General features: G+C 72.4%; 21 protein-coding genes and 2 pseudogenes. 12 read left to right on the top strand and 11 right to left on the bottom strand.

Features of this window, described 5'->3' with window-relative positions:
* The first annotated feature begins 66 nt into the window (after positions 1-66).
* From ACF09K_RS13025 to ACF09K_RS13015, 3 genes are all read left to right on the top strand, one after another.
* Positions 67-891: an alpha/beta fold hydrolase gene (locus tag ACF09K_RS13025; protein ID WP_392243005.1), complete on the top strand. Its 825-nt coding sequence runs from the start codon at positions 67-69 to the stop codon at positions 889-891.
* A gap of 75 nt (positions 892-966) precedes the next feature.
* Entirely contained in the window at positions 967-1,290 is a 324-nt protein-coding gene (locus ACF09K_RS13020; RefSeq protein ID WP_087788960.1) for a putative quinol monooxygenase, read from the top strand.
* Positions 1,291-1,359: 69 nt separating this feature from the next.
* Positions 1,360-1,545: a hypothetical protein gene (locus tag ACF09K_RS13015; protein ID WP_392243205.1), complete on the top strand. Its 186-nt coding sequence runs from the start codon at positions 1,360-1,362 to the stop codon at positions 1,543-1,545.
* Here ACF09K_RS13015 and ACF09K_RS13010 read toward each other — a convergent pair.
* Entirely contained in the window at positions 1,527-2,516 is a 990-nt protein-coding gene (locus ACF09K_RS13010; protein WP_392243003.1) for a helix-turn-helix transcriptional regulator, read from the bottom strand. The genes ACF09K_RS13015 and ACF09K_RS13010 overlap by 19 nt on opposite strands.
* Before the next feature lie 92 nt (positions 2,517-2,608).
* Here ACF09K_RS13010 and ACF09K_RS13005 point away from each other — a divergent pair, with 92 nt between their 5' ends.
* Both ACF09K_RS13005 and ACF09K_RS13000 read left to right on the top strand, forming a co-directional pair.
* Positions 2,609-3,007 carry a VOC family protein gene (locus ACF09K_RS13005; RefSeq protein WP_392243002.1) on the top strand — a complete coding sequence of 133 codons (399 nt, stop codon included), beginning with the start codon at positions 2,609-2,611 and terminating at the stop codon, positions 3,005-3,007.
* Positions 3,008-3,056: 49 nt separating this feature from the next.
* Positions 3,057-3,582, top strand: a pseudogene (locus ACF09K_RS13000) (integrase core domain-containing protein); the annotation flags it as partial.
* 207 nt (positions 3,583-3,789) lie between these two features.
* Here the strand turns inward: ACF09K_RS13000 and ACF09K_RS12995 are convergent.
* Together ACF09K_RS12995 and ACF09K_RS12990 are read right to left on the bottom strand one after the other, a co-directional pair.
* Entirely contained in the window at positions 3,790-4,311 is a 522-nt protein-coding gene (locus tag ACF09K_RS12995) for a hypothetical protein (protein ID WP_392243001.1), read from the bottom strand.
* Between the two features lie 97 nt (positions 4,312-4,408).
* Positions 4,409-5,383 (bottom strand): alpha/beta hydrolase family protein, encoded by a 975-nt coding sequence (locus ACF09K_RS12990; RefSeq protein ID WP_392243204.1) that lies wholly within the window; start codon positions 5,381-5,383, stop codon positions 4,409-4,411.
* A 302-nt stretch (positions 5,384-5,685) separates the two neighbouring features.
* On the opposite strand from ACF09K_RS12990, the gene ACF09K_RS12985 reads away from it, so the two are divergent.
* Positions 5,686-6,498, top strand: a complete 813-nt coding sequence (locus ACF09K_RS12985) for a helix-turn-helix domain-containing protein (protein WP_392242999.1) — start codon at positions 5,686-5,688, stop codon at positions 6,496-6,498.
* A 24-nt stretch (positions 6,499-6,522) separates the two neighbouring features.
* Here ACF09K_RS12985 and ACF09K_RS12980 read toward each other — a convergent pair.
* Positions 6,523-6,624 (bottom strand): annotated as a pseudogene (locus tag ACF09K_RS12980) (transposase); the annotation flags it as partial.
* Positions 6,625-6,912: 288 nt separating this feature from the next.
* On the opposite strand from ACF09K_RS12980, the gene ACF09K_RS12975 reads away from it, so the two are divergent.
* Complete coding sequence (locus ACF09K_RS12975; RefSeq protein ID WP_392242997.1) at positions 6,913-8,298, top strand: MFS transporter; 1,386 nt, start codon at positions 6,913-6,915, stop codon at positions 8,296-8,298.
* Between the two features lie 57 nt (positions 8,299-8,355).
* Here the strand turns inward: ACF09K_RS12975 and ACF09K_RS12970 are convergent, their stop codons facing one another.
* From ACF09K_RS12970 to ACF09K_RS12945, 6 genes are all read right to left on the bottom strand, one after another.
* Positions 8,356-10,368, bottom strand: a complete 2,013-nt coding sequence (locus ACF09K_RS12970; protein ID WP_392242996.1) for a helix-turn-helix domain-containing protein — start codon at positions 10,366-10,368, stop codon at positions 8,356-8,358.
* A 76-nt stretch (positions 10,369-10,444) separates the two neighbouring features.
* Positions 10,445-11,245, bottom strand: a complete 801-nt coding sequence (locus ACF09K_RS12965; RefSeq protein WP_392242995.1) for a 3-hydroxybutyrate dehydrogenase — start codon at positions 11,243-11,245, stop codon at positions 10,445-10,447.
* A 55-nt stretch (positions 11,246-11,300) separates the two neighbouring features.
* The gene (locus ACF09K_RS12960) at positions 11,301-11,780 is read right to left on the bottom strand and encodes an NUDIX domain-containing protein (protein WP_392242993.1); all 480 of its coding nucleotides are present in this window, start codon (positions 11,778-11,780) and stop codon (positions 11,301-11,303) included.
* 67 nt (positions 11,781-11,847) lie between these two features.
* Complete coding sequence (lnt, locus tag ACF09K_RS12955; protein WP_392242991.1) at positions 11,848-13,455, bottom strand: apolipoprotein N-acyltransferase; 1,608 nt, start codon at positions 13,453-13,455, stop codon at positions 11,848-11,850.
* A 681-nt stretch (positions 13,456-14,136) separates the two neighbouring features.
* A complete protein-coding gene (locus ACF09K_RS12950; RefSeq protein WP_392242990.1) occupies positions 14,137-14,685 on the bottom strand; it encodes a hypothetical protein in 549 nt (182 codons plus the stop codon).
* A 121-nt stretch (positions 14,686-14,806) separates the two neighbouring features.
* On the bottom strand, positions 14,807-15,592 hold the full coding sequence (locus ACF09K_RS12945) for a glutamate racemase (RefSeq protein ID WP_392242988.1): 786 nt from the start codon (positions 15,590-15,592) through the stop codon (positions 14,807-14,809).
* 39 nt (positions 15,593-15,631) lie between these two features.
* Here ACF09K_RS12945 and ACF09K_RS12940 point away from each other — a divergent pair, with 39 nt between their 5' ends.
* Positions 15,632-16,834 (top strand): glycosyltransferase, encoded by a 1,203-nt coding sequence (locus ACF09K_RS12940; RefSeq protein WP_392242986.1) that lies wholly within the window; start codon positions 15,632-15,634, stop codon positions 16,832-16,834.
* A gap of 24 nt (positions 16,835-16,858) precedes the next feature.
* On the opposite strand, the gene ACF09K_RS12935 is transcribed toward ACF09K_RS12940, so the two are convergent.
* Entirely contained in the window at positions 16,859-18,172 is a 1,314-nt protein-coding gene (locus ACF09K_RS12935) for a TerD family protein (RefSeq protein ID WP_392243202.1), read from the bottom strand.
* A 301-nt stretch (positions 18,173-18,473) separates the two neighbouring features.
* Between ACF09K_RS12935 and ACF09K_RS12930 the strand changes: the two genes are divergently transcribed.
* From ACF09K_RS12930 to ACF09K_RS12915, 4 genes are all read left to right on the top strand, one after another.
* Positions 18,474-18,908, top strand: coding sequence for a DUF6643 family protein (locus ACF09K_RS12930; protein WP_392242984.1), 435 nt, complete (start codon positions 18,474-18,476; stop codon positions 18,906-18,908).
* Positions 18,909-18,950: 42 nt separating this feature from the next.
* Positions 18,951-19,775, top strand: a complete 825-nt coding sequence (locus ACF09K_RS12925) for an MOSC domain-containing protein (protein WP_392242983.1) — start codon at positions 18,951-18,953, stop codon at positions 19,773-19,775.
* A gap of 228 nt (positions 19,776-20,003) precedes the next feature.
* A complete protein-coding gene (locus ACF09K_RS12920) occupies positions 20,004-20,609 on the top strand; it encodes a hypothetical protein (RefSeq protein ID WP_392243201.1) in 606 nt (201 codons plus the stop codon).
* A 169-nt stretch (positions 20,610-20,778) separates the two neighbouring features.
* On the top strand, positions 20,779-23,217 hold the full coding sequence (locus ACF09K_RS12915) for a right-handed parallel beta-helix repeat-containing protein (RefSeq protein WP_392242981.1): 2,439 nt from the start codon (positions 20,779-20,781) through the stop codon (positions 23,215-23,217).
* The last annotated feature ends 217 nt before the right edge of the window (positions 23,218-23,434 follow it).

Genomic DNA, 23,434 nt, shown 5'->3' with positions numbered 1-23,434 from the left:
GCCGAGCCATTCTCGTGGAGACATCGAATCCGCCCGGTACCCGGGCGAGACCACGAGGAGCGGACCATGCCGTTCGTCACCACCGGCGACGGAGTCGAGATCTTCTACAAGGACTGGGGCTCGGGCCGGCCGGTCATGTTCCACCACGGCTGGCCGCTGAGCTCGGACGACTGGGACGCCCAGTTGCTGTTCCTCGTCCGGCGGGGCTACCGCGTCGTCGCCCACGACCGCCGCGGGCACGGGCGCTCCGCCCAGGTCGGCCACGGGCACGACATGGACCGCTACGCGGCGGACGCCGCCGCCGTGGTGGCGCACCTCGGCCTGCGCGACGTCGTCCACGTCGGCCACTGCGCCGGTGGCGGAGAGGTCGCCCGGTACATCGCCAGGCACGGTGCCGGCCGGGTTGCCAAGGCCGTCCTCATCGCAGCGGTCCCGCCGCTCATGGTCCAAACGGAATCCAACCCCGCAGGGCTGCCGGTGGAGGTCTTCGACGGCTTCCGCGAGGGCGTGGCCGCCGACCGCTCCCAGTTCTACCTCGACATCGCCTCCGGGCCGTTCTACGGGTTCAACCGTCCGGGCGCGGACGTCTCCCAGGGCATCATCCAGAACTGGTGGCGCCAGGGGATGGCCGGCAGCGCGCAGGCGCACCACGAGGGGATCAGAGCGTTCTCGGAGACGGACTTCACCGACGACCTCCGGGCGATCGACGTGCCCACGCTCCTCCTGCACGGCGACGACGACCAGATCGTCCCGATCGCCAACTCCGCCCGGTCGGCGGTCACGTCGGTCGAACACGCGGATCTGAGGGTCTACCCGGGCCTGTCGCACGGCATGTGCACCGTCAATGCCGACACCGTCAACGCAGACCTCCTCGGCTTCATCAGGAGCTGACCCGGCTCGGTACCGACGCACAGCCCGTCAGCACGGAACACAACGAACACGACACGGAACAGAAAAGGAATCACCATGACCGCAACACCCACCGGCTACGTGACCGTCGTCTGGGACGCGAAAGCGAAGGCGGGCAGGGAGGACGACCTCAAGGCGTTCATCACCGCCGCCGTCACCCCCTCGCGCAACGACCCCGGCAACATCGACTACGAGTCCCACGAAGTCGAGGGCCGACCCGGCGAGTTCGTCATCTACGAACGCTGGGAGACACGCGCCCACCTCGACGCACACCTCGCCGCGCCCCGGATGCGGGAACTCGTCCCGCAGATGCTCGAACTGATCGACGGATCCATCGAGGACGGCATCCGCCTGCTGCGTCCGTTCCGCCCCGCCCACTAGAGCAGGACGCCCGCCGGCGTCGGCCGTCGGCGTCGGCCGTCGGCGTCGGCCGGCGCGGCGGTCGAGAGGCTGCGTGCGCGGGCGGGCCACCTGGACACTCTCGTCGACAACGGCGGGATCCTCGGCGAAGTGACCGCCTGCGAGGACACGACGGCCGACCAGATCCGCCACGTCTACGGAACCAGCGTCTTCGGCCTGGTGCGCGTGTGCCGTCTCATGACATTGGTTCCTCGCTGTCAGGCTCGGCGGGCGTAGGACGCGAGGCGATCGGCGAGCTCGACGACGAGGTCGCGAAGTTCATCGGGGCGCTCGATGACGAACGGCCGGTCGAGTGAGGCGAGTACCGGAGGCACCCAGTCGAGCCGCTCCGCCCGCAGCTCGACGCGCAGCCAGCGCTCGGTCGCCCGGTCCTCGCCTACCGCGGGCTCGTGCTCCTCCAGGCTCGCGACGCCGGCGGGAAGGTGGGCGCGGATCTGCTCGACCGTCCCGTGGATCCGCAGGGTCACCTCATGCCGGTAGTCAGCCGTGGCGAAGCCCGACAACACGCGCTGTGCCGGATCGGGGCCCGCCGGCGCTTCGAATGAGCCGGGCAGGGTCCGCGCGTCTGCGATGCGATCGAGCCGGAAGGTTCGGTCCTCGCCGATCCGGGCGTCCTTGCCCGTGACGTACCACCGGCCCGCATGGGCGACGATCCCGTACGCGTGCAGTGTGCGTTCGCTGCGCCGTTCGTCGCGGTCGGTGTAGCGGATCGAGACCGGTCGGCGGTGGCGCACCGCATCGGCGATGGTGAGCAGGACCCCGGCGTCCGGGGTGTCGAACTCTCCGGGCCGGTCCGTGAAGGCGAGGGATTCCAGGAGTGTGTCGAGCCGGCGGGCGATGTGCCTGGGCAGCACCCTCCGGATCTTGGCCGATGCCGTCTCGCTTGCCGTGTGCTGCGTCGTTGTCAGCCCTGCCCGGCGGCCGGCGACCAGGCCGAGCAGCACGGCCAGCGCCTCGTCGTCGCTGAGCATGAGCGGAGGCAAGCGGTATCCGGGGGCGAGCCGGTACCCGCCGTAGCGGCCGCGCACCGATTCCACGGGCACGTCGAGGTCGATCAGCTGGTCCACATACCGCCGCACGGTGCGCCCTTCGACGCCGAGCCGGTCGGCGAGTTCGGCCACCGTCCGGGTGCCGCCCGACTGCAGCAGCTCCAGGAGTGTCAGCACGCGGCCAGCGGGTCGAGGCATGTGCACAACCTAACGCGAATACAGGACCGATTCTGTCCACTATTTCTCCTAGCCTGCGACGTGCACGACTCCACACAGCCAAGGAGATCCCCATGGACTTCGTCTCGATCCGCATCATCACCAGCGACGTAGCGCGTCTCGTCGAGTTCTACGAGCGAGCCACAGGAGTGCGGGCGACGTGGGCCACCGAGGACTTCGCCGAGCTCAAGACCCCGGGCGCCACCCTCGCGATCGCCGGCACCCGCACCGTCCCGCTGTTCGGCCCGGGCTCTGCCCGCCCGGCGGACAACCACAGCGTGATCACCGAGTTCCTCGTCGACGACGTGGACCGCGTTCACCAGAACCTGACCGGCTTCGTCACCGACTTCGTCACCGAGCCCACCACGATGCCCTGGGGCAACCGGTCGCTGCTGTTCCGTGACCCCGACGGCAACCTCGTCAACTTCTTCACCCCCGTCACCCCGGCGGCTGTCGAAAAGTTCGCACGCTGACGCCGCGCACAGCCGCTCACGCGGGAGCCCTGAGATCCCAGGGTTCCCGGTGAACGCGGCCGCCGAGTCCAGGAGCGCCACCAGCAGGGGGCACCGGAACGCACCGCTGCCCCCCGAAGGACGTCTGCGCTTGTGCCTGCGGATCGACGCCGGACGTCCGATCGCGCACGTCGCTGCGGAAGCCGGGATCTCGCGCCGCTGCCTGGCCAAGTGGTGCGCCCGCCGGCGGGCGCACGGCGAGAGCGGACTGCTCGACCACTCCTCCCCGCCCCGCTGCCAGCCCCGCCCGCGCCCCCGAGGACATCGCCGACCTGGTGGAGGCGCTGCGGCGGCGGACCAGGCAGGGGCCGGCCCGGCTCGCCGCGACCGGTACGAAGCGCAAGCGGACCAGGCCGTACACGCCGCGCACGAACGGGAAGGTGGAGAGGTACGACGGGACGCTCTCCCGCGAGTGGGCGTACGTCCGCGACTACACGACCGAGCGTGAACGACGCGTCGCACCCGTGGAGTTCGTGAACTACTACCACCACGAGCGGCCGCACGCCGCGCTCGGCGGCCGACCGCCCATCAGCCGGACCGCCGGGAGCGACCACCGGATCGTCTTTGGCCAGCCGCCCGAACCACTCTCGGACATCCCGCAGCAGCTCACCTTCGAGGACTTCGTGCAACCAAGGACCCGAGACACCACACTCAACTGGCTCTTCCCGCCTGGGAGTCACACCATTCACCGTACAGACCCGCACTCCGTCGCAGTCCCGCACCGCCTCACTGTGCGGGGCCGGTCAGGCGGCCGGCACGGTGCCGGGCTGGTCATGCACGTTTGCTGCCGCGTTGATCTGATCCGTGCCCGCCTGGGTGAGGAAGACCCACGTCCCGTAGACGCCCCACGTGAGGCCGAGCAGCGAACTCGCGGCGTAGAAGCCCATTCCGTCGGTGGAGCCGACGGCGGCGAACAGTCCGGCGGCGGCGATACCCGCCGCGAACACGACGAGCGCGACGACGAGGATGGGCCGCGCATGCTGGGACGTGCCACGGCGGGCCGCGTGGTCGAGCACCGAGAGCAGACTTGCGCTTGCTGCCGCGGCGACCGACAGTTCGGCCCCGAGCGCCCAGGTCGGTTGCGGCAGGGTGACCAGCGAGGCGGTGACTGTGGTGGTCAGGAACAGGGAGACGGTTTGCGCGGCGCGGTTGCGGTATTCCTGGGAGGTGGCGACGACGTCGAAGCGGAAGGCGACGACGATGAAGGTGAGGCCGGTGAGGCCGGCGGCGCTTCCGCCGACGGTCGCGGCGAACGTGGTCCACATGGCGGTTGCTCCTGTGCGATCCGTGCCGGGGTGGAAGGTCTCGGTGCGATGAAGTGCGGTGGGCAGCGGCCGTCGCACCGCCGCCCACCTCGCGGAACTACCTCGTTTCGACCTTGGCCATCGGGTCTTCACCGTTCTCCAGAGCGTTCACCGCGTTCTTCCAGGACGGGTCGCCCGAGTAGAGCCGGCTGCGCAGGTAGGCCCACACGAGAGCCCGCAGAGTCGCCACGCGCTCGGGATTCTCGTCGTCCGTCTCTGCCGCGTCGTATCCGGATATGCCACCGAAGATGTGACCGGCGCCGTACATGGTCACCATGGTCTTGTTGCCGCCGGGGCTGGCCGAGTAGGCGTCGGCACGGTAGCTGAGCCGATCGGAGAAGTTGGGGTTGAGGTCCTGATCGCCCACGATGATCAGGCCGGTGCCCGTCATGTGCTCGAAGTCGGTGTGATACAGCACCGGGTAGTTCGTCCTGGCCCATTCGGCGAAGTGCTCGTCGTTGCCGATGCCCGGGGCTCCGATGAGCACTCCCGCCTTGACACGGGAGTCGGAGAGGTCCTTCGGCCGGTCGTCCTCCGGGTCCAGCATCCGGGCTCCGAGGAGGAGGGAGACGGTGTTGCCGCCCAGGGAGTGTCCTACGGCACCGACACGGTCCCTGTCGATCCGCCGTTCGGCGAGACCAGGGACGGCGGCCTCGATGTCGTCGAGGCGGTCGAGGATGTTGTGCATGTCGGTGGCGCGGTCACGCCAGAACAGGGGCGCGTCCTTGAGGTCGGTGTCGCGCAGGCCAAGGGCCGTCGAGTCCAGGTGGGTCGGCTGGACGACCGCGAACCCGTGGGCGGCGAAGAAGTTCGCCAGCGGCCCGTAGCCGTTGTAGGAGGACAGGAAGTTCGCCAGCCCGTGCCCGTGGGACAGGAGGATGAGCGGCAGGTCGGTGCCGGTCGCGGGGATCGACACCTTGACCTCCAGCGGCACGGGCCGGCCGGGAACGTCGAGGGTGACCGGGTGGTAGGTGAGGACGGGTTGCGACGCGTTGACCGGGATGTTGGCGGCGTCGCTGTACGGCTTGCTCATCGGAGCCCTTTCGAGATCGGTGTCGACATAGCGCCTGTCGTGACTGGCGGTAGGCATGGAACTGGCGGTCGTGGCCGCGAGCCTGATGGGCCAGGAACGGCCGACCGGCACCTGGATCGGTGTGGACGGTGATCTCCGCAGCGGTGCACAGATCTCGTCAGGTGTCCGTCCCGCGGTCTGACGGCAGGAGGAGGGCGACTGGCTCAACCATCGACTGTCATGCCTCCCTGGCTCGACGGACGCGCTTGTCTTGCCGGGAACTGTAAGATCAACCGAACAAACCGAACTAGGGCGAAAGTGACATGACCGAGTCCGCGATCGATGGGCGTCACAGAAGAGCACGGTTCGGAGTCGAGAGCCTGGTTGTGCGCGTTGCCGATGGTGACTTCCCGACCGTTGTGAACAGCGGGTACACCGTCAAGATCACGCATGGCGGCTCTGCACCCCCTTTTCAGTACCTCGGGCGAACCCAGGGTCCCCCTGTTCCTGGCGCGGTGACGGTGATCGAGCCCCATGAGGTCGTGAGCTGCCTCGATCAGGACAAAGCCGCCGCTGACGGCCAGGCCATCGTGCAACTGATGTTCATCGACGCCGATCTCATGCCAGTCGGCACAGGCCGGCCGCGCTTTCACGAGGTGACCTATCCAGACCGCAGCCTCTTCGACGGCATCGCTGCGCTGCACAGGGGTCTGGCGCACGGCGAGGACGAGTTGGATCTCGAGTCGTCGCTGATCCGCTTGCTGACCGTCCTGCTCGCCAGGCATGCGGATGCTCCCGGCGCAGCGAGTCCGGCACTTCGTCCTCGAGCGCTTCGTCAAGTACGGGAGATGCTCCACAGCCAGCTGAACTCCAACATCAAGCTCGACGACCTCGCGGCAGTCGCCGGTTGCAGCAAACGCCACTTGATCAGGAGTTTCCGGCAGGCTTACGGGGTTCCACCGCACCATTACCGGACCCTGTTGCGCTTGGCACGCGCCAAGTCCATGCTGGCAGCGGGACGATCCGTGGCAGAGACCGCCGCCGAGCTTGGTTACTGTGACCAGAGCCAGCTCAATCGGCACTTCCGACGGGAATTCGGCATGAGCGCAGGTGGCTATGCCAGAACCGTGCGCTAGGTGGACCTGCGATGTCCTGGCTCAGCCGTCGGCGTTGACGCCGACCGCGACCAAGGCGTGAACGTTGATGATGCGGCCGACTTCTCGGACCTTCCGGGTGAGTGCGTCGATCCGGACTAACGAGTAGGGCCGGCGTCCAGGCCCGGATACTCGAGTTCAACGGAGCGCAGTCAGGACCAAGTCGGCACGGGAGTCAGCACCGCACCGTCAAATCACCCTGAACCGCGCGTCCCGGACGGCACTCGTTTCGGCCATCATCGCTCCCCTGAACCTCCGTTCCATGAATCGGCATGGTGGCCACACGCATAGCTGACCCTCGAACTATGTTGCCCCGCCACATGTGCGCCTGACCTGCGGATTCCTACGGTGTGGCGATACGCAAACGTCCCCGTCACACCCCAGGAAGTGGTGCCGATGTCGTCGCCCGCAGCCGCTCCACCAGCCCCGTCCAGCCTCAAGCGCATCGTCGCCGCGTCCCTCATCGGCACCACCATCGAGTGGTACGACTTCTTCCTGTACGGCTCCGCCGCGGCGCTCGTCTTCAACAAGCTGTTCTTCCCGGGCTCCGATCCCCTCGTCGGCACCCTGCTGTCCTTCCTGACGTACGCCGTGGGGTTCGCGGCGCGTCCGCTCGGGGCGCTGGTCTTCGGACACTACGGGGACCGGCTCGGGCGCAAGAAACTGCTGGTGCTCAGCCTGGTGATGATGGGTGGGGCGACCTTCGCGATCGGCCTGCTGCCCACGCACGCGACCATCGGCACCGCCGCTCCGGTGCTGCTGACCGTGCTGCGTCTGGTGCAGGGCTTCGCGCTCGGCGGTGAGTGGGGCGGGGCCGTCCTGCTGGTGTCCGAGCACGGGGACGCGCGGCGGCGCGGGTTCTGGGCCTCGTGGCCGCAGACCGGGGCGCCGGCGGGGCAACTGCTCGCGACCGGTGTGCTCTCCTTCCTCACGGCCGTGCTGTCGGACGCCGCCTTCGGCAGCTGGGGCTGGCGCATACCGTTCCTGCTCTCCGGTCTGCTGGTGATCGTCGGTTTGTGGATCCGTCTCTCCGTCGACGAGTCCCCGGTCTTCAAGGAGGCCTTGGCGCACGCCGAGGCCCGGAAGGCGACGGAAGCGGCCGCGGCCGAGAAGCTTCCGCTCGTCGCCGTGCTGCGGCATCACTGGCGGGACGTGCTCGTCGCGATGGGCGCGCGCATGGCGGAGAACATCTCCTACTACGTCATCACCGCCTTCATCCTCGTGTACGCGACGACCTCGGCCGGGGTCTCCAAGCAGACCGCCCTCAACGCCGTGCTCATCGCCTCCGCCGTGCACTTCGCGGTGATCCCGGCCTGGGGCGCGCTCTCCGACCGGGTGGGCCGGCGTCCCGTCTACCTGCTGGGCGCGGTCGGCATCGGACTGTGGATGTTCCCCTTCTTCTCGCTCATCGACACGGGCGGCTTCGGCAACCTCGTCCTCGCCGTGACCGTCGGACTGGTCCTGCACGGCGCGATGTACGCGCCCCAGGCGGCCTTCTTCTCCGAGATGTTCGCGACCCGGATGCGCTACTCCGGCGCTTCCATCGGTGCTCAGTTCGCCTCGGTCGCGGCCGGTGCTCCGGCCCCGCTCATCGCCACCGCCCTGCTGGCCGACTACGACAGCTCCACGCCGATCGCCCTGTACGTGATCGCCGCCTCCGTGCTGACGGTCGTCGCCGTGGGCCTGGCCAAGGAGACCCGCCACCGCGACCTGGGCGCCATGGACACCGCCCCCGAGGTGCGGAACACGACGGCCCGGACGGAGGACGCCCGCGTCCGGTGACCCCGGTCCCCGCGCCCGACCCGGTCCCCGTGCTCCCTCGAGGGAGCACGGGGACCGTCAGTTCGGTATTCGGGCCGCCAACCGGTGCAGCCGCAGTGCGAGTTGGATCTCCAGGGCGCGGGCGGGACTCTGCCAGTCCTCGCCCAGGAGGCGGGCGACGCGCTCCAGGCGCTGGGCCACGGTGTTGACGTGGACGTGGAGATCGTCCTTGGTTCGGGCCGGGCTCATGCCGCACGCGAAGTACGCGTCGAGGGTGCGCACCAGATCGGTGCCGCGCCGCTCGTCGTAGGAGACGACCTCGCCGATGGTGCGCTCCACGAAGCCCGCCACGTCCCGGTCGCCGGCGAGCAGCAGTCCCAGGAAACCGAAGTCCTCGGCGGCCGCCCCGTCACCGCAGCGGCCGAGCAGTCGCAGTGCCTCGACGCACCGGCGGCCCTCCTCGTAGGCGGCGACCACCGCGTCGGGGTGGGCGGCGGGGCCGCGGACGGGTGCGGAGGCGCCCACGGTGACCGCTTCGTGGACGGCGGTGCCCAGCTGGCGGGCGGTGCGGTGGGCCAGCTCCGTGGCGGTGTCGCCCGGTGCCAGCGGCAGCAGCAGGACGGTGCCGCCGTCCCGGGCGGCGGCCAGGCCGTGCCGGGTCGCGGCGAGGTGGAAGGCGGCGGACCACAGCCGCCGCCGCGCGGCCGCCTCCTGGTCGGCGTCGGCCGCGTCCGCCTCCAGCCGCGCGGCGAGGACGACATGCGTGGCGTCGAGGTCGGCACGCAGCCGGGAGGCACGCTCACGCAGCACGCGCGGGTCGCGGTCGCGGGCGTCGAGCAGGTCGTCCAGCAGCTCGCCGCGGACGCGTTGCTCGGCCTCGGCGGCGGAGCGCCTGGCGAGCAGCAGCAGGGAGGTGACCATCGCGGCCCGCTCCAGCGTGCGCTGGTCGACGGGGTCGAGACCGGGGTGGCCGCGCAGGACGAGGGCGCCGAGCAGTTCGCCGCCCGCGGTCACGGCGGCGATCCAGTCGTCCTCGTGCCGTACGGCGTGACCCTCCGCACGGGACGTCTCCAGTGCTGCGGCCGGGGCCGCGGCGGCCTCGGTGAAGTCGACCGTGCCGGCCAGGACCTGGGAGACAGCCGCCGCCACGTCGTGGACCCCGCCGCCGCGCAGGACCAGTTCGGCGAGCCGGTCGTGGACGTCGGAGGCGCGCTCGATGACGGCGCTGCGGTCCTGGATGATCTCGTGGGCGCGCTCCAGGCCCGCCAGCGCGGAGCGGGTCTCGGTGAGCAGGTTCGCGGTGTCGATGGCGGCCGCGGCCAGGGCGGCGAAGGAGCCGAGCAGGGCGATCTGCTCGCGCTCGAAGACCCGGGCGCGCCGGTCCGCGGCGAACAGCACCCCGATGACGTTGGCGCCCAGCATCAGCGGGACGCCGAGGATGGCGACCAGGCCCTCGTCGCTCACACCCGCGTCGATGGTCGTGGTGTGCCGGAAGCGGGCGTCGCGGAAGTAGTCGTCGGTGACGTACGGGCGGGCCGTCTGGGCGACCAGGCCGCCGAGGCCCTCCCCCATGCCGAGGCGCAGCTGCTGGAAGCGGGCGGCGACCGAGCCCTCGGTGACCCGCATGTAGGTGTCGCCCCTGACCGGGTCGTTCAGGCTGAGGTAGGCGACGTCGGTGCCGAGGAGGGAACGGGCCCGCTGCACGATCGCCTGGAGGACGGCGTCCACGTCGCGCAGGCCCGCCAGGTCGTGGGCCGTCTCGAAGAGTGCCGACAGCTCGGCCTCCCGCCGGCGGCGGCCCTCCAGTTCGGAGCGCACCCGCAGGGCGAGCCTCTTGGCGTGTTCGAGCGCGGCGATCCGCTCGGCCGGCAGCCCTTCGGCGCGCGCGAGCAGCACCGGGCGGTCGTAGGCCTCGACGGACGCGCCGCGGGCGAGCAGCTCCAGGAACGGCGCCTCGGCGCCGCCGGGACCGTCGGGCACGCCCGCCGCACCCGCCGCACCGGGCACGCCGGGGTCCGCCTGGGCGCCGTGCGCGGCGGCCTCGGCGTCGCTGACGGAGCGCTCGACCGGCTCCATGGGATCGCGGGACATGCTCACAGGATTCCTCATGACCGGGCCGGCCCGTCAGGCCTGTGGAGAACTCCGGGCCCGCCGCTCACCGGGCAGGTCAGTGCGCCGTCCAGCCGCCGTCCATGACCAGGGAGGTCCCGGTCACGAAGGACGCGCCGGGGCCGCACAGATAGGCGACGGCGTCGGCGACCTCCTCCGGTTCGATGAGCCGCTTGAGCGCGCTGTCCCGCAGGAGCACCTCGGCCAGGACGCGCTCCCGCGGCAGGTCGTGCGCCCGCGCCTGGTCGGCGAGCTGCTTCTCGACCAGCGGGGTGCGTACGTAGGCGGGGTTCACGCAGTTGGAGGTGACACCGTGCGGCGCGCCTTCGAGGGCGGCCGTCTTGGACAGTCCCTCGAGCCCGTGCTTGGCCGCCACGTACGCCGACTTGTAGGGCGAGGCGCGCAGTCCGTGCACGGAGGAGATGTTGACGATGCGGCCCCAGCCCTGCCCGTACATGTGGGGCAGGGCGCCGCGGATGAGCCGGAACGGTGCTTCGAGCATCACGGTGAGGACCGTGTGGAAGACGTCCGGCGGGAACTCCTCCAGGGGGCGTACCAGTTGCAGGCCCGCGTTGTTGACCAGGACGTCGGTGCCGGCGGCCGCGAGTTCGGCGGCGTCGAGGTCCGTGAGGTCCAGGGCGTGCGGCTCGACGATGCCCGGCAGGCCCGCGGCGCTCTCGGTGAGCGTCTCCAGGCCCGCCGCGTCCCGGTCGACCGCGCGCACCTTGGCCCCGGCGGCGGCCAGCCGCAGCACGCAGGCGCGGCCGATACCGCCGGCGGCGCCGGTGACGAGGGCGGTGCGACCGTGGAGGTCGAGGGAGGGGGCGGTGGGACCAGGGGCGGCGTGGGGCGTGGTCATGTCTGTGACCCTAGGCAGCACTGCCGCCTCACCCCATATGGTCTGCCCCCACACTTCAACCGGAACTCATGGCGTCGAACCATGTGGGCTCGTCCGACAGCGCCTGCTTGATCCGGAAGAGCGCGAACTCGTCGAGGTCGGGCAGGGAGTCCAGCGCGAACCACCCCACCTCCAGCGACTCGTCGTCGTTGACGCGGGCCTCGCCGCCGACGGCACGGCAGCGGAACGTGATGTCCATGTACTGGCAGACGTCGCCGTTGTCGTACGTGACGGGCTCCAGCGCCTGGACCAGGACGACCCGTTCGACCACGCACCGCACCGCCGTCTCCTCGAAGACCTCCCGCACGGCGCAGGCGGCGGGCTGCTCCCCGGGGTCGGGGATGCCGCCGATCACCGCCCACTCGCGCGTGTCCGAGCGACGGCCGAGCAGCACTCGGCCCGCGTCGTCGAAGACGAGGGCGGTGACTCCGGGCAGCCACAGCAACTGCCGGCCCGCGGCGGCCCGGATCTCGCGGATGAAGTCAGGAGTAGGCATGGCCCGACCCTAGCGAGGCGCTCCGGCGTCGCCGCGCGCGTGGGGTATGCGCTCGCCGGGCGTACGGTTACACGCCACCGGCGCGCCGCCCGCGCACCCCGGCCCCGATCGCCCACCCGAGCCCGCCGGCGGCGACGAGCAGGAGGACGGCCTCGGGCAGGACGCCGAGCTTCGTCGCGGGGGTCTGCGAGGAGCGCAGCGGGACCTTCTGGACCAGGGAGTCCGCGACGAACATGCCGGTCTTCCGGCTGATCCTGCCGTCGGGCATGATGATCGCGCTGACCCCGCTGGTCACCGGCACGGTGACGGTCCGGCTGTGCTCGACGGCACGCACGCGTGACATGGCGAGCTGCTGGTAGGTCATCTCGCTGCGGTCGAAGGTGGCGTTGTTGCTGGGCACGGAGATGAGCTGCGCGCCGTGGGTGACGGTGTCGCGCACGGCCCAGTCGAAGGCCGCCTCGTAGCAGGTGGCGAGGCCGACCCGGACGTCGCCGAAGTCGAACACGCCGGGCTCGGCGCCCCGGCTGAAGTCCTGGTGGACCATCGAGGTCCACTCGTCGTTGACGGCGCCGATGAGGGAGCGCAGCGGGAGGTACTCGCCGAAGGGCTGGACCTGCCGCTTGTCGTAGGTCTGGGTGGCGCCCTTGTCGGGGTCCCACAGGATCTGCTCGTTGTACAGCTTGCCGTCGCGTTCGACGACGCCGCCGACCGAGATGGGCGCGTCGATCGCCGCGGCCGCCCGCTCGATGACGGCGGCGGCGTCCGGGTTGGCGAAGGGGTCGACGTCGGAGGAGTTCTCCGGCCACAGCACGAAGTCGGGCCGGTCCGCCTTGCCGGCCCTGACCTCGGCGGCCAGCCGCTCCGTCTCGCGCGCGTGGTAGTCGAGGACGGCCCGGCGCTGGGAGTTGAAGTCCAGCCCGAGGCGGGGCACGTTGCCCTGGATGACCGCGACCGTCGCGGTGCCCGCCTCGGCCTCGTCGCTGACCAGGGGACGGGCGGCCACCGCGGCCAGGGCCGGGACGGCCATGCCGATCAGCGCGACCGCGGCGGCCGAGCGCCGCACCTCGCGCGTGCGGCGCCATTCCAGCGCCGTCCGGACGGCCTCGCAGAGGCCGAAACCGCACAGGACGACCGCGAAACCGAGGACCGGGGTGCCGCCGAGCGCGGCCACCGGCAGGAAGACGCCGTCCGCCTGGCCGAACGCGATCTTGCCCCAGGGGAAGCCGCGGAAGGGCACGCGCGCGCGTGCCGCCTCTCCGGCGATCCAGACGGCCGCCGCCCACACCGGCCAGGCCGGCAGCTTCGAGACCGCGGCGATCCCCGCGCCGGCCAGCGCGACGAAGACCGCCTCGATGAGCACCAGCGCGATCCAGGGGCCGGGGCCCACCTCGACGCCCGTCCACACCAGCAGCGGCAGCAGGAAGCCGAGACCGAAGAGGTATCCGAGACCGAACCCCGCCTTCCAGCCCCGGCCGCGCAGCAGCCCGCCGAGGAGGGCGAAGGCGGGCAGGGCCAGCCACCACAGGGTGCGCGGCGGGAAGCTGACGTACAGGAGCACTCCGGAGAGCGCCGCGGTGGCTGCCGGGACCAGACGCAGGAGCCGTGCGCGGCGCGACGGCGCGGTGGGGGGCTCCAGCTGGTCCGGCCGGTCCACGGGAGTAGCGGTGACGGTCACTCCGGGAGTGTACGGCGGGTCGCCTTCCGGCAGACAGGACGGTCCGCCGGTGCCCTCCGCACGACTCGTGCCCGAAGCGCGCGGCAGTCGTTGCGGTGAGGCACCGCTCCTGTCGCGCGGGGCGGCCGGGGAGGTTTTCACGGTCCTGGGGCGACCGGGTACGGGGGTGGGGCGTGAGGCCGGGGGTGAGGGCGTCCGCGCGCGGCGAGGACACGGACGGGGACGGGGAAAGACGTGTCGTCCCCGACGCCGTGGGGGTGCCGTGGGGGTGAGGGTCCTCGGGAGCTGCGCCACCTGGGCCCTGGTGACCGCCGCCGTGCGGGGCGGGCGTCACCAGGGCGTTCTGCCGGCGGTGCCGGCCCTGGTCGGTCACGCGGCGGGGCGGTCTCCGGCGTGCGGCTGTAGGCCGCGGCCCTCGGCCGGGTGCTGTTCGCCCAGTGGTGCGCGGCCCGTGCGGCGCCGGTCGTGCTGAGCGCGGCTGCCGCGCTGACGGGTCTGGCGGCCGTGGCCCCGGTCGGCGACGCGCTGAGCTTCATCGCGGTCTCGGTCGGCGCGGGCGTGCCGACGGGTCCGGCCACGGGCCGTCCGCTCGCCGTCGGACCGGCACCGGACGCGGTCCCACCCGGTTCGGGACGGGGCCTGCGGTCCCGCGACGGCCGTCAGGTCGTCCGGCCGTCCGGGTCAGCGCTTCGCGTCCGGGGTGTCCTGTCGCAGACGCGCGCGGATGACGCGTACGGCGGACTCCGCGTCGTCCACGGTGATCGTGAACGTGTGCCCGTCCCAGAGCCGCAGGACCACGCCCTCCCCGCGCCGCACGACGACGGCGGTGCCCTTCTCGGGGCGCCAGCGGTAGCCCCAGCCGCCCCAGTGGCGCGGAGTGACGTGCGGTTCGAAGTCGGCGCCGGCGACGTGGGACAGCGGGATGCGGCGGCGCGGTACGCCGATGTGCCCGCAGCGCACTTCGAGGGAGTCCTTGTCGAGCTTGAGGTCGACGTGGACGAAGGCGAGGGTGCCGAAGAGGACCAGCATTCCCGCGGCGATGCAGCCGACCACGGCCATGGCGAGCGGCGCGATGGAGGACGTCCAAGCGGACACGACCGCCAGTTCGATGCCGAGCGCCACGCAGGCCGCTCCACCGAGCGCGAGCAGCCACTGGAACCGGTTGGTGGCCCGCCCGTGCCACTCATCGGGATGCCGGGCGGTCTCCTCGTGGGGGTGGTGGTCCCTCATAGGTACGAGGTTACTCAGGTTCCGCTCCGCCGGTAACGCGTCGCGGAGGGTGACTGGGCCGGCCGGACGACGGGGCGGACCGCGCGCGTCCGCCCGGTGATCCCCGCCCGGTCGTCCGCTGTCACCGGGCGGGGCTGGCCTCCTGGAGGAGCCGGCCTTCCCCGTAGGCGAGCGCCGGCGCCGGCAGCACGCCCTCGCGACCGCTGAGGAGAACCGTCACCGTGCCGAGGGTCCGGGCCCCGGGTTCGGGACGGGATCCGATGCGGCGCAGTGCCTGGGCGGCCACGGCACCGGCCGATCCGTGCAGGACGAGCGGCGGGCGGCCGGCGCCCTGGACGGCGGCGCGGATGCGCTCGGCGACCAGTTCGTAATGGGTGCAGCCCAGGACGACGGTGGTGACCTCGTCGGGGGTCAGCGCGGCGGCCGCGGCGACCGCCGCGTCGATCGCCCTCTCGTCGGCGTGCTCCACGGCCTCGGCCAGCCCCCAGCAGGGCACCTCGGTCACCGTGACGCCGTCGGCGAAGTCGTCGATGAGGCCGCGCTGGTAGGGGCTGCCGGTGGTGGCGGGGGTGGCCCAGATGGCGACGGGGCCGCCACCGGCCGCGGCGGGCTTGATCGCCGGCACGGTCCCGATCACCGGGATGTCCGGTTCGAGGTGGTCCCGCAGGGTGGGCAGCGCGTGCACGGTCGCCGTGTTGCAGCCGATGATCAGGGCGTCGGGCCGGTGGGCGGCGGCGGCCTGCGCGACCGCGACCGCGCGCGCGGTGAGGTCCTCGGGCGTGCGCGGGCCCCAGGGCATGCCGTCGGGGTCCAGGGAGAGCACCAGATCCGCGTCGGGTCGCAGGCGCCGTACCGCGGCGGTGGCCGCCAGCAGCCCGATTCCGGAGTCCATGAGCGCGATCTTCACCCGGCCACGATAGACGATGTGCCCCTGGGGCCCGGTCCGGTGGGGCAGACTGCGCGCGTGAGCGCCGTCGTGTGGATCTCCGCCGTTTCTCTCGCCGCCTGGTTGTGGCTGCTGCTCTGCCAGGGCTTCTTCTGGCGCACGGACGTCCGGCTGCCCCCGCGCGCGGAGTCCGCGGGGCCCGGTGGGTGGCCGTCGGTCTGCGTGGTCGTCCCCGCACGCGACGAGGCGGCGGTGCTCCCCGCCAGTCTGCCGTCGCTGCTCGCGCAGGACTATCCGGGGCGGGCGGAGGTCTTCCTCGTCGACGACGGCAGTTCCGACGGCACCGGGGAGCTGGCGCGCGAGCTGGCCCGGCGGCACGGCGGGCTGGCGTTGACCGTGGACTCGCCGGGCGAGCCGCCGCCCGGCTGGACGGGGAAGCTGTGGGCGGTGCGGCACGGCATCGCGCTGGCACGCGCGCGTGGACCGGAGTATCTGCTCCTGACGGACGCCGACATCGCGCACGCGCCCGACAGCCTGCGGGAACTGGTCGCGGCGGCGCGCACCGGCGGCTTCGACCTCGTCTCCCAGATGGCACGGCTGCGGGTGGAGAGCGTGTGGGAGCGGCTGGTCGTGCCGGCGTTCGTCTACTTCTTCGCGCAGCTGTACCCGTTCCGCCGGATCGGCCGGCCCGGGACCCGGACGGCGGCCGCGGCGGGCGGCTGCGTGCTGCTGCGCGCGGAGGCGGCCGGGCGGGCCAGGATCCCGGAGGCCATCCGGCACGCCGTCATCGACGACGTGGCGCTCGCGCGTGCGGTGAAGGGGTCGGGTGGCCGCGTCTGGCTGGGGCTGGCCGACCGGGTCGAGAGCGTGCGCCCGTACCCGGGGCTGCACGACCTGTGGCGGATGGTCTCGCGCAGCGCCTACGCGCAGCTGCGGCACAACCCGCTGCTGCTGCTCGGCACGGTGCTGGGCCTCGTGCTGGTCTATCTGGTGCCGCCGCTCGCGCTGTTCGGCGGGCTCGCCCTCGCCGTCCCGGCCGTCGCGGTGCCGGGCGGCCTCGCATGGCTGGTGATGACGGGGACGTACCTCCCGATGCTCCGTTACTACCGCCAGCCGTCGTGGCTCGCCCCGCTGCTGCCGTTCACCGCCCTCCTCTATCTCCTGATGACGGTGGATTCCGCGGTGCAGCACCGCAGGGGGCGGGGAGCGGCCTGGAAGGGCCGCACCTACGCCCGTCCGGACACGGTGGCCGACGAGGGCTGAGTCCGCCTCCACCGCCGCGGCGGCCTATTTGCGGCCCGGCGTCCAGTTCATGCCCCAGCCGTAGGCGTGGTCCACGGTCCGCTGCGGGCTCACCCCGCGCTCGGGCACCAGGTAGCGGGCCTCGCGCTGGACGACGAGGTCGTCGCCGGTACGGGTGATCAGCGCGAGCGCGCACACGGTCGAGGGGACGGTGCACTCGTCCAGGGAGAAGTCGATCGCGGCGCCGAACTGCGGCTGCAGCGTCACCGTGGCGTGCAGGTCGGCGAAGGAGCGGGCGCCCTCGTAGACGGTCACGAAGACGAGGAGGCGCCGGAAGGCGTCCTTGTGGTCGAGGTTGATCGTGAGGTTCTCCCCGGCGGCCACGGCGCCCGTGCGGTCGTCGCCGTCGAGGAGGATGTAGGGCGGCTGGTGCAGGGCGCCGAAGGCGTTGCCGAGGGCCTGTACGACCCCCTTGCGTCCGTCGGCCAGCTCGAACAGCGCGCACAGGTCGAGGTCGAGGTCGTCGTGGAGCGCGACCGCGCGGCCGCGTTTGCCGCCCCACTGGGAGAACTGCTTGCGCACCTCCCAGTTGAGGTTCACCCGCATGACGCCCGAGGTGCCGCCCTGCTTGGTCAGCGACACCGACGGAGCGGCCTTGGTGAGCGTCACCTTGGTGAGGCGGACCGGGGCCGCGGGCGGAGCCGGCGGCGGGGGCGGGGTGGCGGGAACGGGGGCGGGCGGGGGCACGGTGACCGGGAAGGCCGGCACGGTCGGCGGGGCGGGCGGGGGCGGCGGGGCGGTGACCGGCTGCGGGACGGGGGGCAGCGGTGCGGCGTGCCGCGGTTCGTCGACGGTGATCCCGTAGTCCGTGGCCAGACCTTCCAGGCCGCTGTCGTAGCCCTGGCCGACGGCGCGGAACTTCCAGGCGCCCTGGCGGCGGTAGAACTCGCCGAGCACGAACGCCGTCTCGACGGTCGCACCGGTGGCGTCGTACCGGGCCACCACCGTGTTCCGCCCCGCGTCCCGCACCTCGACGGCGAGGTCGGGCACCTGCCCGAAGGTGCCGCCGTCCGCCGAGGCGGCCAGGACGACGGTCTCGATCGCGGGCTCCACGCGCGCGAGGTCGACGAGCAGGGTGTCGGTCACCCTGCCGCCCAGGTCCCGTTTGCCCTCGTGCCGGACCGCGCCGGAGGAATGGGCCGGCTGGTTGTAGAAGACGAAGTCTGCGTCCGAACGGACTTTCCCGGCGACCAGCAGCAGGGCCGAGGCGTCCGCGTCGGGCACGCCCGGCCCCGACCGGCGGCCCACCTCGACCCGTAGCACCGTCGTCGGTACCGGGACATTCGATCCCTTGGACATGGACATGGACATGCTCGCCACCTCATCTCCAGCGGCCGGACCACACGCCCCGGCACCCTTCGGACTGCCTGCTCGTCAACTTATTCGCCCGGGCCGGGAACGCCCATCCGTGAGGCCGGAAGATCCCTGGCCAACCGCCGGTAACCCATCAGGAACTCGGCCTTTACACGATCCAAACCATGATTGCCGCCCCTTTTTGCCAAGTTCGCTCGCATTGGGTACATGGAGGCCCCGCCGACGCGGAAAACAACCCTCTTATCGGTCTCCCCAACCAGCACATCGTGGGCTTAACTTATGTGCCATGACCTCCCCCCGCTCCACCTATGGCGGCGGCTACTACTCCGCCTCCTTCCCGGACACTCCGATCTACGACTCGCTCGTGGCCGAGCGGGGCACCCCGCAGATCGCCCCGATCCGGGTCCCCGCCGCCTACGACACGGGCAGCCACCTGCCCGCGCTGCCGTCGGCGCTGCCCGCCCTCCCGGCGGCCCCGTCCCCGTACGGCTACGGCTACGGCTACCCGCAGGCGCAGCAGCCCGCTCCGCTGCAGCAGGCGCCGACCGCCTACATCCCGCCGCAGGCCACCGCGCCGCGCGGTTATCCCGGCCCGCAGATGCAGCCGCCGCGCCCCGCCGGTCCCGGCACGGGGTACGACGCGATGCGCCCCGCGGCCCCCCGGCCCGCCGCGCCCCAGTACCAGGACCCGTACAACAACCAGCAGTACCGCGGTTACTGAGGCGCCCCGGGGACAGCCGCCGTCGCCTGGCAGGATGAGGCCATGGGGAATGCCGAGCTGCTGTCGATCCACGTTCATCCGGTCAAGGCGTTCCGGGGCCAGGCGCCCCGGGAGGCCGAGGTGGAGCCCTGGGGACTGGCCGGAGACCGACGCTGGGCGCTGATCGACCATGGGGGAAAGGTCGTCACCCAGCGTCAGCAGCCGCGGCTCGCGCACGCCGCCGCCGAGCTCCTGCCCGGCGGCGGCGTCCGGCTGTCCGCGCCCGGTCTGCCGCCACTGACCGTCTCCGTGCCGCAGCCGGTCGGAACGGTCTCGCTGGAGATCTTCCGCGACAAGGTCGAGGGGGTCCTCGCCGACGAGGACGCGCACGCCTGGTGCAGCGCCCATCTCGGCGCCGACGTGCGCCTGGTGCACATGGACGACCCCGCGAAGCGCCGTGCCGTCGACCCCGAGTACGGGCTGCCCGGCGAGACGGTCGCGTTCGCCGACGGATACCCGCTGCTGGTCACCACGGTCGCCTCGCTCGACGCCCTCAACTCGCTGATCGCGCGGGGCGAGCACGCCGCGGAGGGACCGCTGCCGATGAACCGCTTCCGGCCGAACGTGGTCGTGACGGGCACCCGGCCGTGGGCCGAGGACGGCTGGTCGCGTGTGACCATCGGCGAGGTCGCTTTCCGGGTCGCCAAACCGTGCGGCCGGTGCGTGGTGACCACCACCGACCAGAGCACCGCCGAGCGCGGCAAGGAGCCCCTCCACACGCTGGGACGGCATCGGCGGCTGGGCGGCAAGCTGGTCTTCGGACAGAACCTGGTGCCCCTCTCCCGCGGCACCGTCCGGGTGGGCGACCCGGTCACCGTCGTGGGCTGACGAACGCGGCGCGGGGCGGGGTGTCTCCCGGCCTCCCGGCGGCGGAGAGGCGGGTGTGGCGCTCCGGGGAGACTCCAGGGGAACCTCCGCCCGCCCTCCGGCCGTTGTGCTTTTCGTGAGACGTCCATGAGAGGTCCCGGCCGCGGGTGATGTCGCTCCCCCTTCGCCCGGACCCGCGTGTGAACGGCTCTACGGGGGGTGTCACGGAGCGGGAAGGGGGTGCGGGTGGTGCGGGCGATCGGTGGACTCTGGCGCTGGCGGCACAATCCGCTGCGCCGTACGACGGATCTGGCCGAGGCCTGGGTGGCGCTGGCGGCACTGCTCGTGATGCTGCTCGCGGCGCCCGTCGTCGGCGCCCTCGTCGACGCCGTCGCGCAGGACGCGTTGCAGCGCACCGTCCGCGACCAGCGCCTCTCCCGCCACCAGGTCCCGGCGACCGTGGTGCGCGAGCTCGGGGGTTCGATGCTGGGGTCGGAGCCCGAGAGCGTCCCCGGGCGGGACGGCCGCACCCGCGTGGTGGCCGACTGGACCGCTCCCGACGGCACCCCGCACCACGGCACGGTCCTCGCCGGCCTGACGTCCGCCCACCGGGGCGACCGCTTCCTCCTGTGGACCGACACGCGCGGCCGCCCGGTGGGCCGCCCCCTGGACTCCGCCACCGCGACCACCCACGCCGTCGTCGCCGGATGCGGCGCGGCCCTGCTCACCGCGGGCGTCGTCGAAGCGTTCCGAAGACTCGCCGTCCGGCAGATGGTCCGCCGCCGGTACGCCCGTTGGGACCAGGCATGGAACCGGGCGGGCCCGGACCGGGGCCGTACCGGCGCCGGCAGCTGACGGCCTTCCGTCTGTGGTCAACCCACCGCCCGCGCGCACGCTACGGTGGACCGGCCGAGCATTCGGCATCGACCCGCGCGCGAGGGAGCCGCAGGGGTGCGGCACGGCCGGAGCACCCCCGCGGACGACCGAGTGATCAGCAAGACCGAGGTGGGGGCACAGCAACGCCATGGCACAGGGCACGGTCCAGGTGACGCACACCGGCACATCGAGGTGGCGGCGCCGCACGGGTGAGTACGCGTCGCTCGCCGCAGCCCTGGAGGCCGCGGCCGAGGGCGACGTGCTCACGATCGCTCCCGGCACCTACCGGGAGAACCTCGTCGTGCAGCGCGCGGTGACCCTGCGCGGCCCCGAGGGCGCGCCCGGCTCCGTCCGCATCGCGCCCGTGGACGGCGTGCCGTTGACCGTGCGGGCCCCGGCCGTGGTGCAGGACCTGCACGTGGAGGGCCAGGACGCGGCGGCGCCCGCGGTGCTCGTCGAGGAGGGCACTCCCGAGCTGCTGGACCTGCGGATCGTGACGCGGTCCGCGGCCGGCATCGAGGTGCGCGGCGGCGCGCGTCCCACGGTCCGGCGGTGCACCGTCGACAACCCGGCCGGCATCGGCATCGCCGTGGTCGACGGTGGCGGCGGGGTCTTCGAGGAGTGCGAGGTCGTCGCGGCCGGACAGGCGGGGGTCGCCGTGCGCGGGGGCGGCCATCCGCGGCTGGAGCGCTGCCGGGTGCACCGCACCTCCGGGGCCGGCCTGAGCGCGACCGGCGAGAACTCCGCCCTGGAGGCGGTGGGTTGCGAGGTCTACGAGGTCCGGGGCAGCGGCGTGCAGATCACCGCGCGCGCCACCGCGCACCTCACCGACTGCGATGTGCACCGCACCACCGCCGACGGGGTCACGCTCGACACGGACGCCGTGCTCACCCTCGCCGACTGCCGGATCCACGACATCCCGGAGAACGCGATCGATCTGCGCTCGCGCTCCGTGCTGACGCTGACGCGGACGACGGTGCGTCAGTTCGGGCGCAACGGCCTGTCGGTGTGGGACCCGGGCACCCGGGTCGACGCCAACCAGTGCGAGATCTTCGACAGCACTGGCGACTACCCGGCCGTCTGGGTCAGCGACGGCGCCACCGTGGTCCTCGACTCCTGCCGGGTGCACGACGTGCCGGACGCGCTGTTCGTCCTCGACCGCGGTTCGCGCGCGGACGTCGTCGACAGCGACCTCTTCCAGGTGCGCAACACGGCCGTGTCGGTCAGCGACGGCGCGACCGCCCAGCTCGACGACTGCCGGATCCGGGACGCGGCGACCGGCGCCTGGTTCCGCGACCACGGCAGCGGCGGCACGCTCAACAACTGCACCGTGGACGGCACCCAGACCGGCGTGATCGTCACCAAGGGCGCCGACCCCACGGTGGAGCGCTGCACCGTCGACTCCCCGGCCGAGGCCGGCTTCTACGTGTCGGCGGGCGGCCGCGGCAGCTTCCTGAACTGCCGGGTCACCAACAGCGGCGGCTACGGCTTCCACGTGATAGACGGCTGCCGTACGACGCTGCGCAAGTGCCGGACCGAGCGCTGCGCGCGGCGGGGGTACGAGTTCGCGGACGCCGGTCCGGACGCCGCGGCCGGCTCGGGTCCCGTGGTCGAGGACTGCACGAGCGACGAGAGCGCCGGCGTCCCGACGCCGGGCACGCGGGAGTCCGCCGTGGAAGCGGCGCCCTCCTCGCCGGGGCTGCTCGGCGCGCTCCCCGGGCAGCGTGCCACCGTGCCCGAGGCGCGGCCGGCCGTGGCCGAGCCGGAGCGGCAGGTGCGGGCCTCCACGGACGTGATGGGCGAACTCGACGCCCTGGTGGGTCTGGAGAGCGTCAAGCGCGAGGTGCGGGCGCTGACCGACATGATCGAGGTGGGCCGGCGCCGGCAGCAGGCCGGTCTGAAAGCGGCCTCGGTCAAGCGGCACCTGGTCTTCACCGGCTCCCCCGGCACCGGCAAGACGACGGTCGCGCGGCTCTACGGCGAGATCCTCGCCGCGCTGCACGTCCTGGAGAAGGGCCATCTGGTCGAGGTGTCGCGCGTCGACCTGGTCGGCGAGCACATCGGCTCGACCGCGATCCGCACCCAGGAGGCCTTCGAGCGGGCACGCGGCGGTGTGCTGTTCATCGACGAGGCGTACGCGCTCTCCCCCGAGGACGCCGGGCGTGATTTCGGCAAGGAGGCCATCGACACGCTCGTGAAGCTGATGGAGGACCACCGGGACGCCGTGGTGGTGATCGTCGCCGGGTACACGGCCGAGATGGAGCGGTTCCTGTCGGTCAACCCCGGTGTGGCGTCGCGTTTCTCGCGGACCATCACCTTCGGCGACTACGGCCCCGACGAACTGCTGCGGATCGTCGAACAGCAGGCCGAGGAGCACGAGTACCGGCTGGCGCCGGGCGCCCCGGAGGCACTCCTGAAGTACTTCACGGAGATCCCCAAGGGCGCCGCCTTCGGCAACGGCCGCACCGCCCGCCAGACCTTCGAGGCGATGGTGGAGCGCCACGCGAGCCGCGTCGCCCACGTCCCGGACCCGAGCACGGACGACCTGACCCTCCTGTACGCGGAGGACCTGCCGGAGCTGCCTTAGGGCTCCGGCGGATCACGCCGGACGGACCCTGGTGCCGCAACAGGCGACGTCCGCCCCGTCGCGACGCCCGGCACGCTCCCCCGGAGGGGGACCCCTCCACTCGCCGCACCGGCCGAAAGCCCGAGTACGTCCGGTACGGGGACTTCCGGCCGGCACGCCGGGAGCACGCACCGGACGCCGCTCCTCGACGGGCGAAGGTTGCCCGCCGCGGCCCTAG

Source organism: Streptomyces sp. NPDC014882 (assembly GCF_043081325.1).
Taxonomy (GTDB): Bacteria; Actinomycetota; Actinomycetes; order Streptomycetales; family Streptomycetaceae; genus Streptomyces.
The sequence above is the reverse complement of the archived record's forward strand: the minus strand, read 5'-3'. Positions and strand labels throughout refer to the sequence as shown.

Coding starts and splice junctions, on each gene's coding strand:
- ACF09K_RS12985 (WP_392242999.1), top strand. CDS start 5,686: ATGACCGAGTCCGCGATCGATGGGCGTCACAGAAGAGCACGGTTCGGA.
- ACF09K_RS12930 (WP_392242984.1), top strand. CDS start 18,474: ATGACCTCCCCCCGCTCCACCTATGGCGGCGGCTACTACTCCGCCTCC.
- ACF09K_RS12950 (WP_392242990.1), bottom strand. CDS start 14,685: ATGAGGGACCACCACCCCCACGAGGAGACCGCCCGGCATCCCGATGAG.
- ACF09K_RS12915 (WP_392242981.1), top strand. CDS start 20,779: ATGGCACAGGGCACGGTCCAGGTGACGCACACCGGCACATCGAGGTGG.
- ACF09K_RS13010 (WP_392243003.1), bottom strand. CDS start 2,516: ATGCCTCGACCCGCTGGCCGCGTGCTGACACTCCTGGAGCTGCTGCAG.
- ACF09K_RS12970 (WP_392242996.1), bottom strand. CDS start 10,368: ATGTCCCGCGATCCCATGGAGCCGGTCGAGCGCTCCGTCAGCGACGCC.
- ACF09K_RS12975 (WP_392242997.1), top strand. CDS start 6,913: ATGTCGTCGCCCGCAGCCGCTCCACCAGCCCCGTCCAGCCTCAAGCGC.
- ACF09K_RS13020 (WP_087788960.1), top strand. CDS start 967: ATGACCGCAACACCCACCGGCTACGTGACCGTCGTCTGGGACGCGAAA.
- ACF09K_RS12935 (WP_392243202.1), bottom strand. CDS start 18,172: ATGTCCAAGGGATCGAATGTCCCGGTACCGACGACGGTGCTACGGGTC.
- ACF09K_RS12960 (WP_392242993.1), bottom strand. CDS start 11,780: ATGCCTACTCCTGACTTCATCCGCGAGATCCGGGCCGCCGCGGGCCGG.
- ACF09K_RS13005 (WP_392243002.1), top strand. CDS start 2,609: ATGGACTTCGTCTCGATCCGCATCATCACCAGCGACGTAGCGCGTCTC.
- ACF09K_RS13025 (WP_392243005.1), top strand. CDS start 67: ATGCCGTTCGTCACCACCGGCGACGGAGTCGAGATCTTCTACAAGGAC.
- ACF09K_RS12965 (WP_392242995.1), bottom strand. CDS start 11,245: ATGACCACGCCCCACGCCGCCCCTGGTCCCACCGCCCCCTCCCTCGAC.
- ACF09K_RS12990 (WP_392243204.1), bottom strand. CDS start 5,383: ATGAGCAAGCCGTACAGCGACGCCGCCAACATCCCGGTCAACGCGTCG.
- ACF09K_RS12925 (WP_392242983.1), top strand. CDS start 18,951: ATGGGGAATGCCGAGCTGCTGTCGATCCACGTTCATCCGGTCAAGGCG.
- ACF09K_RS12995 (WP_392243001.1), bottom strand. CDS start 4,311: ATGTGGACCACGTTCGCCGCGACCGTCGGCGGAAGCGCCGCCGGCCTC.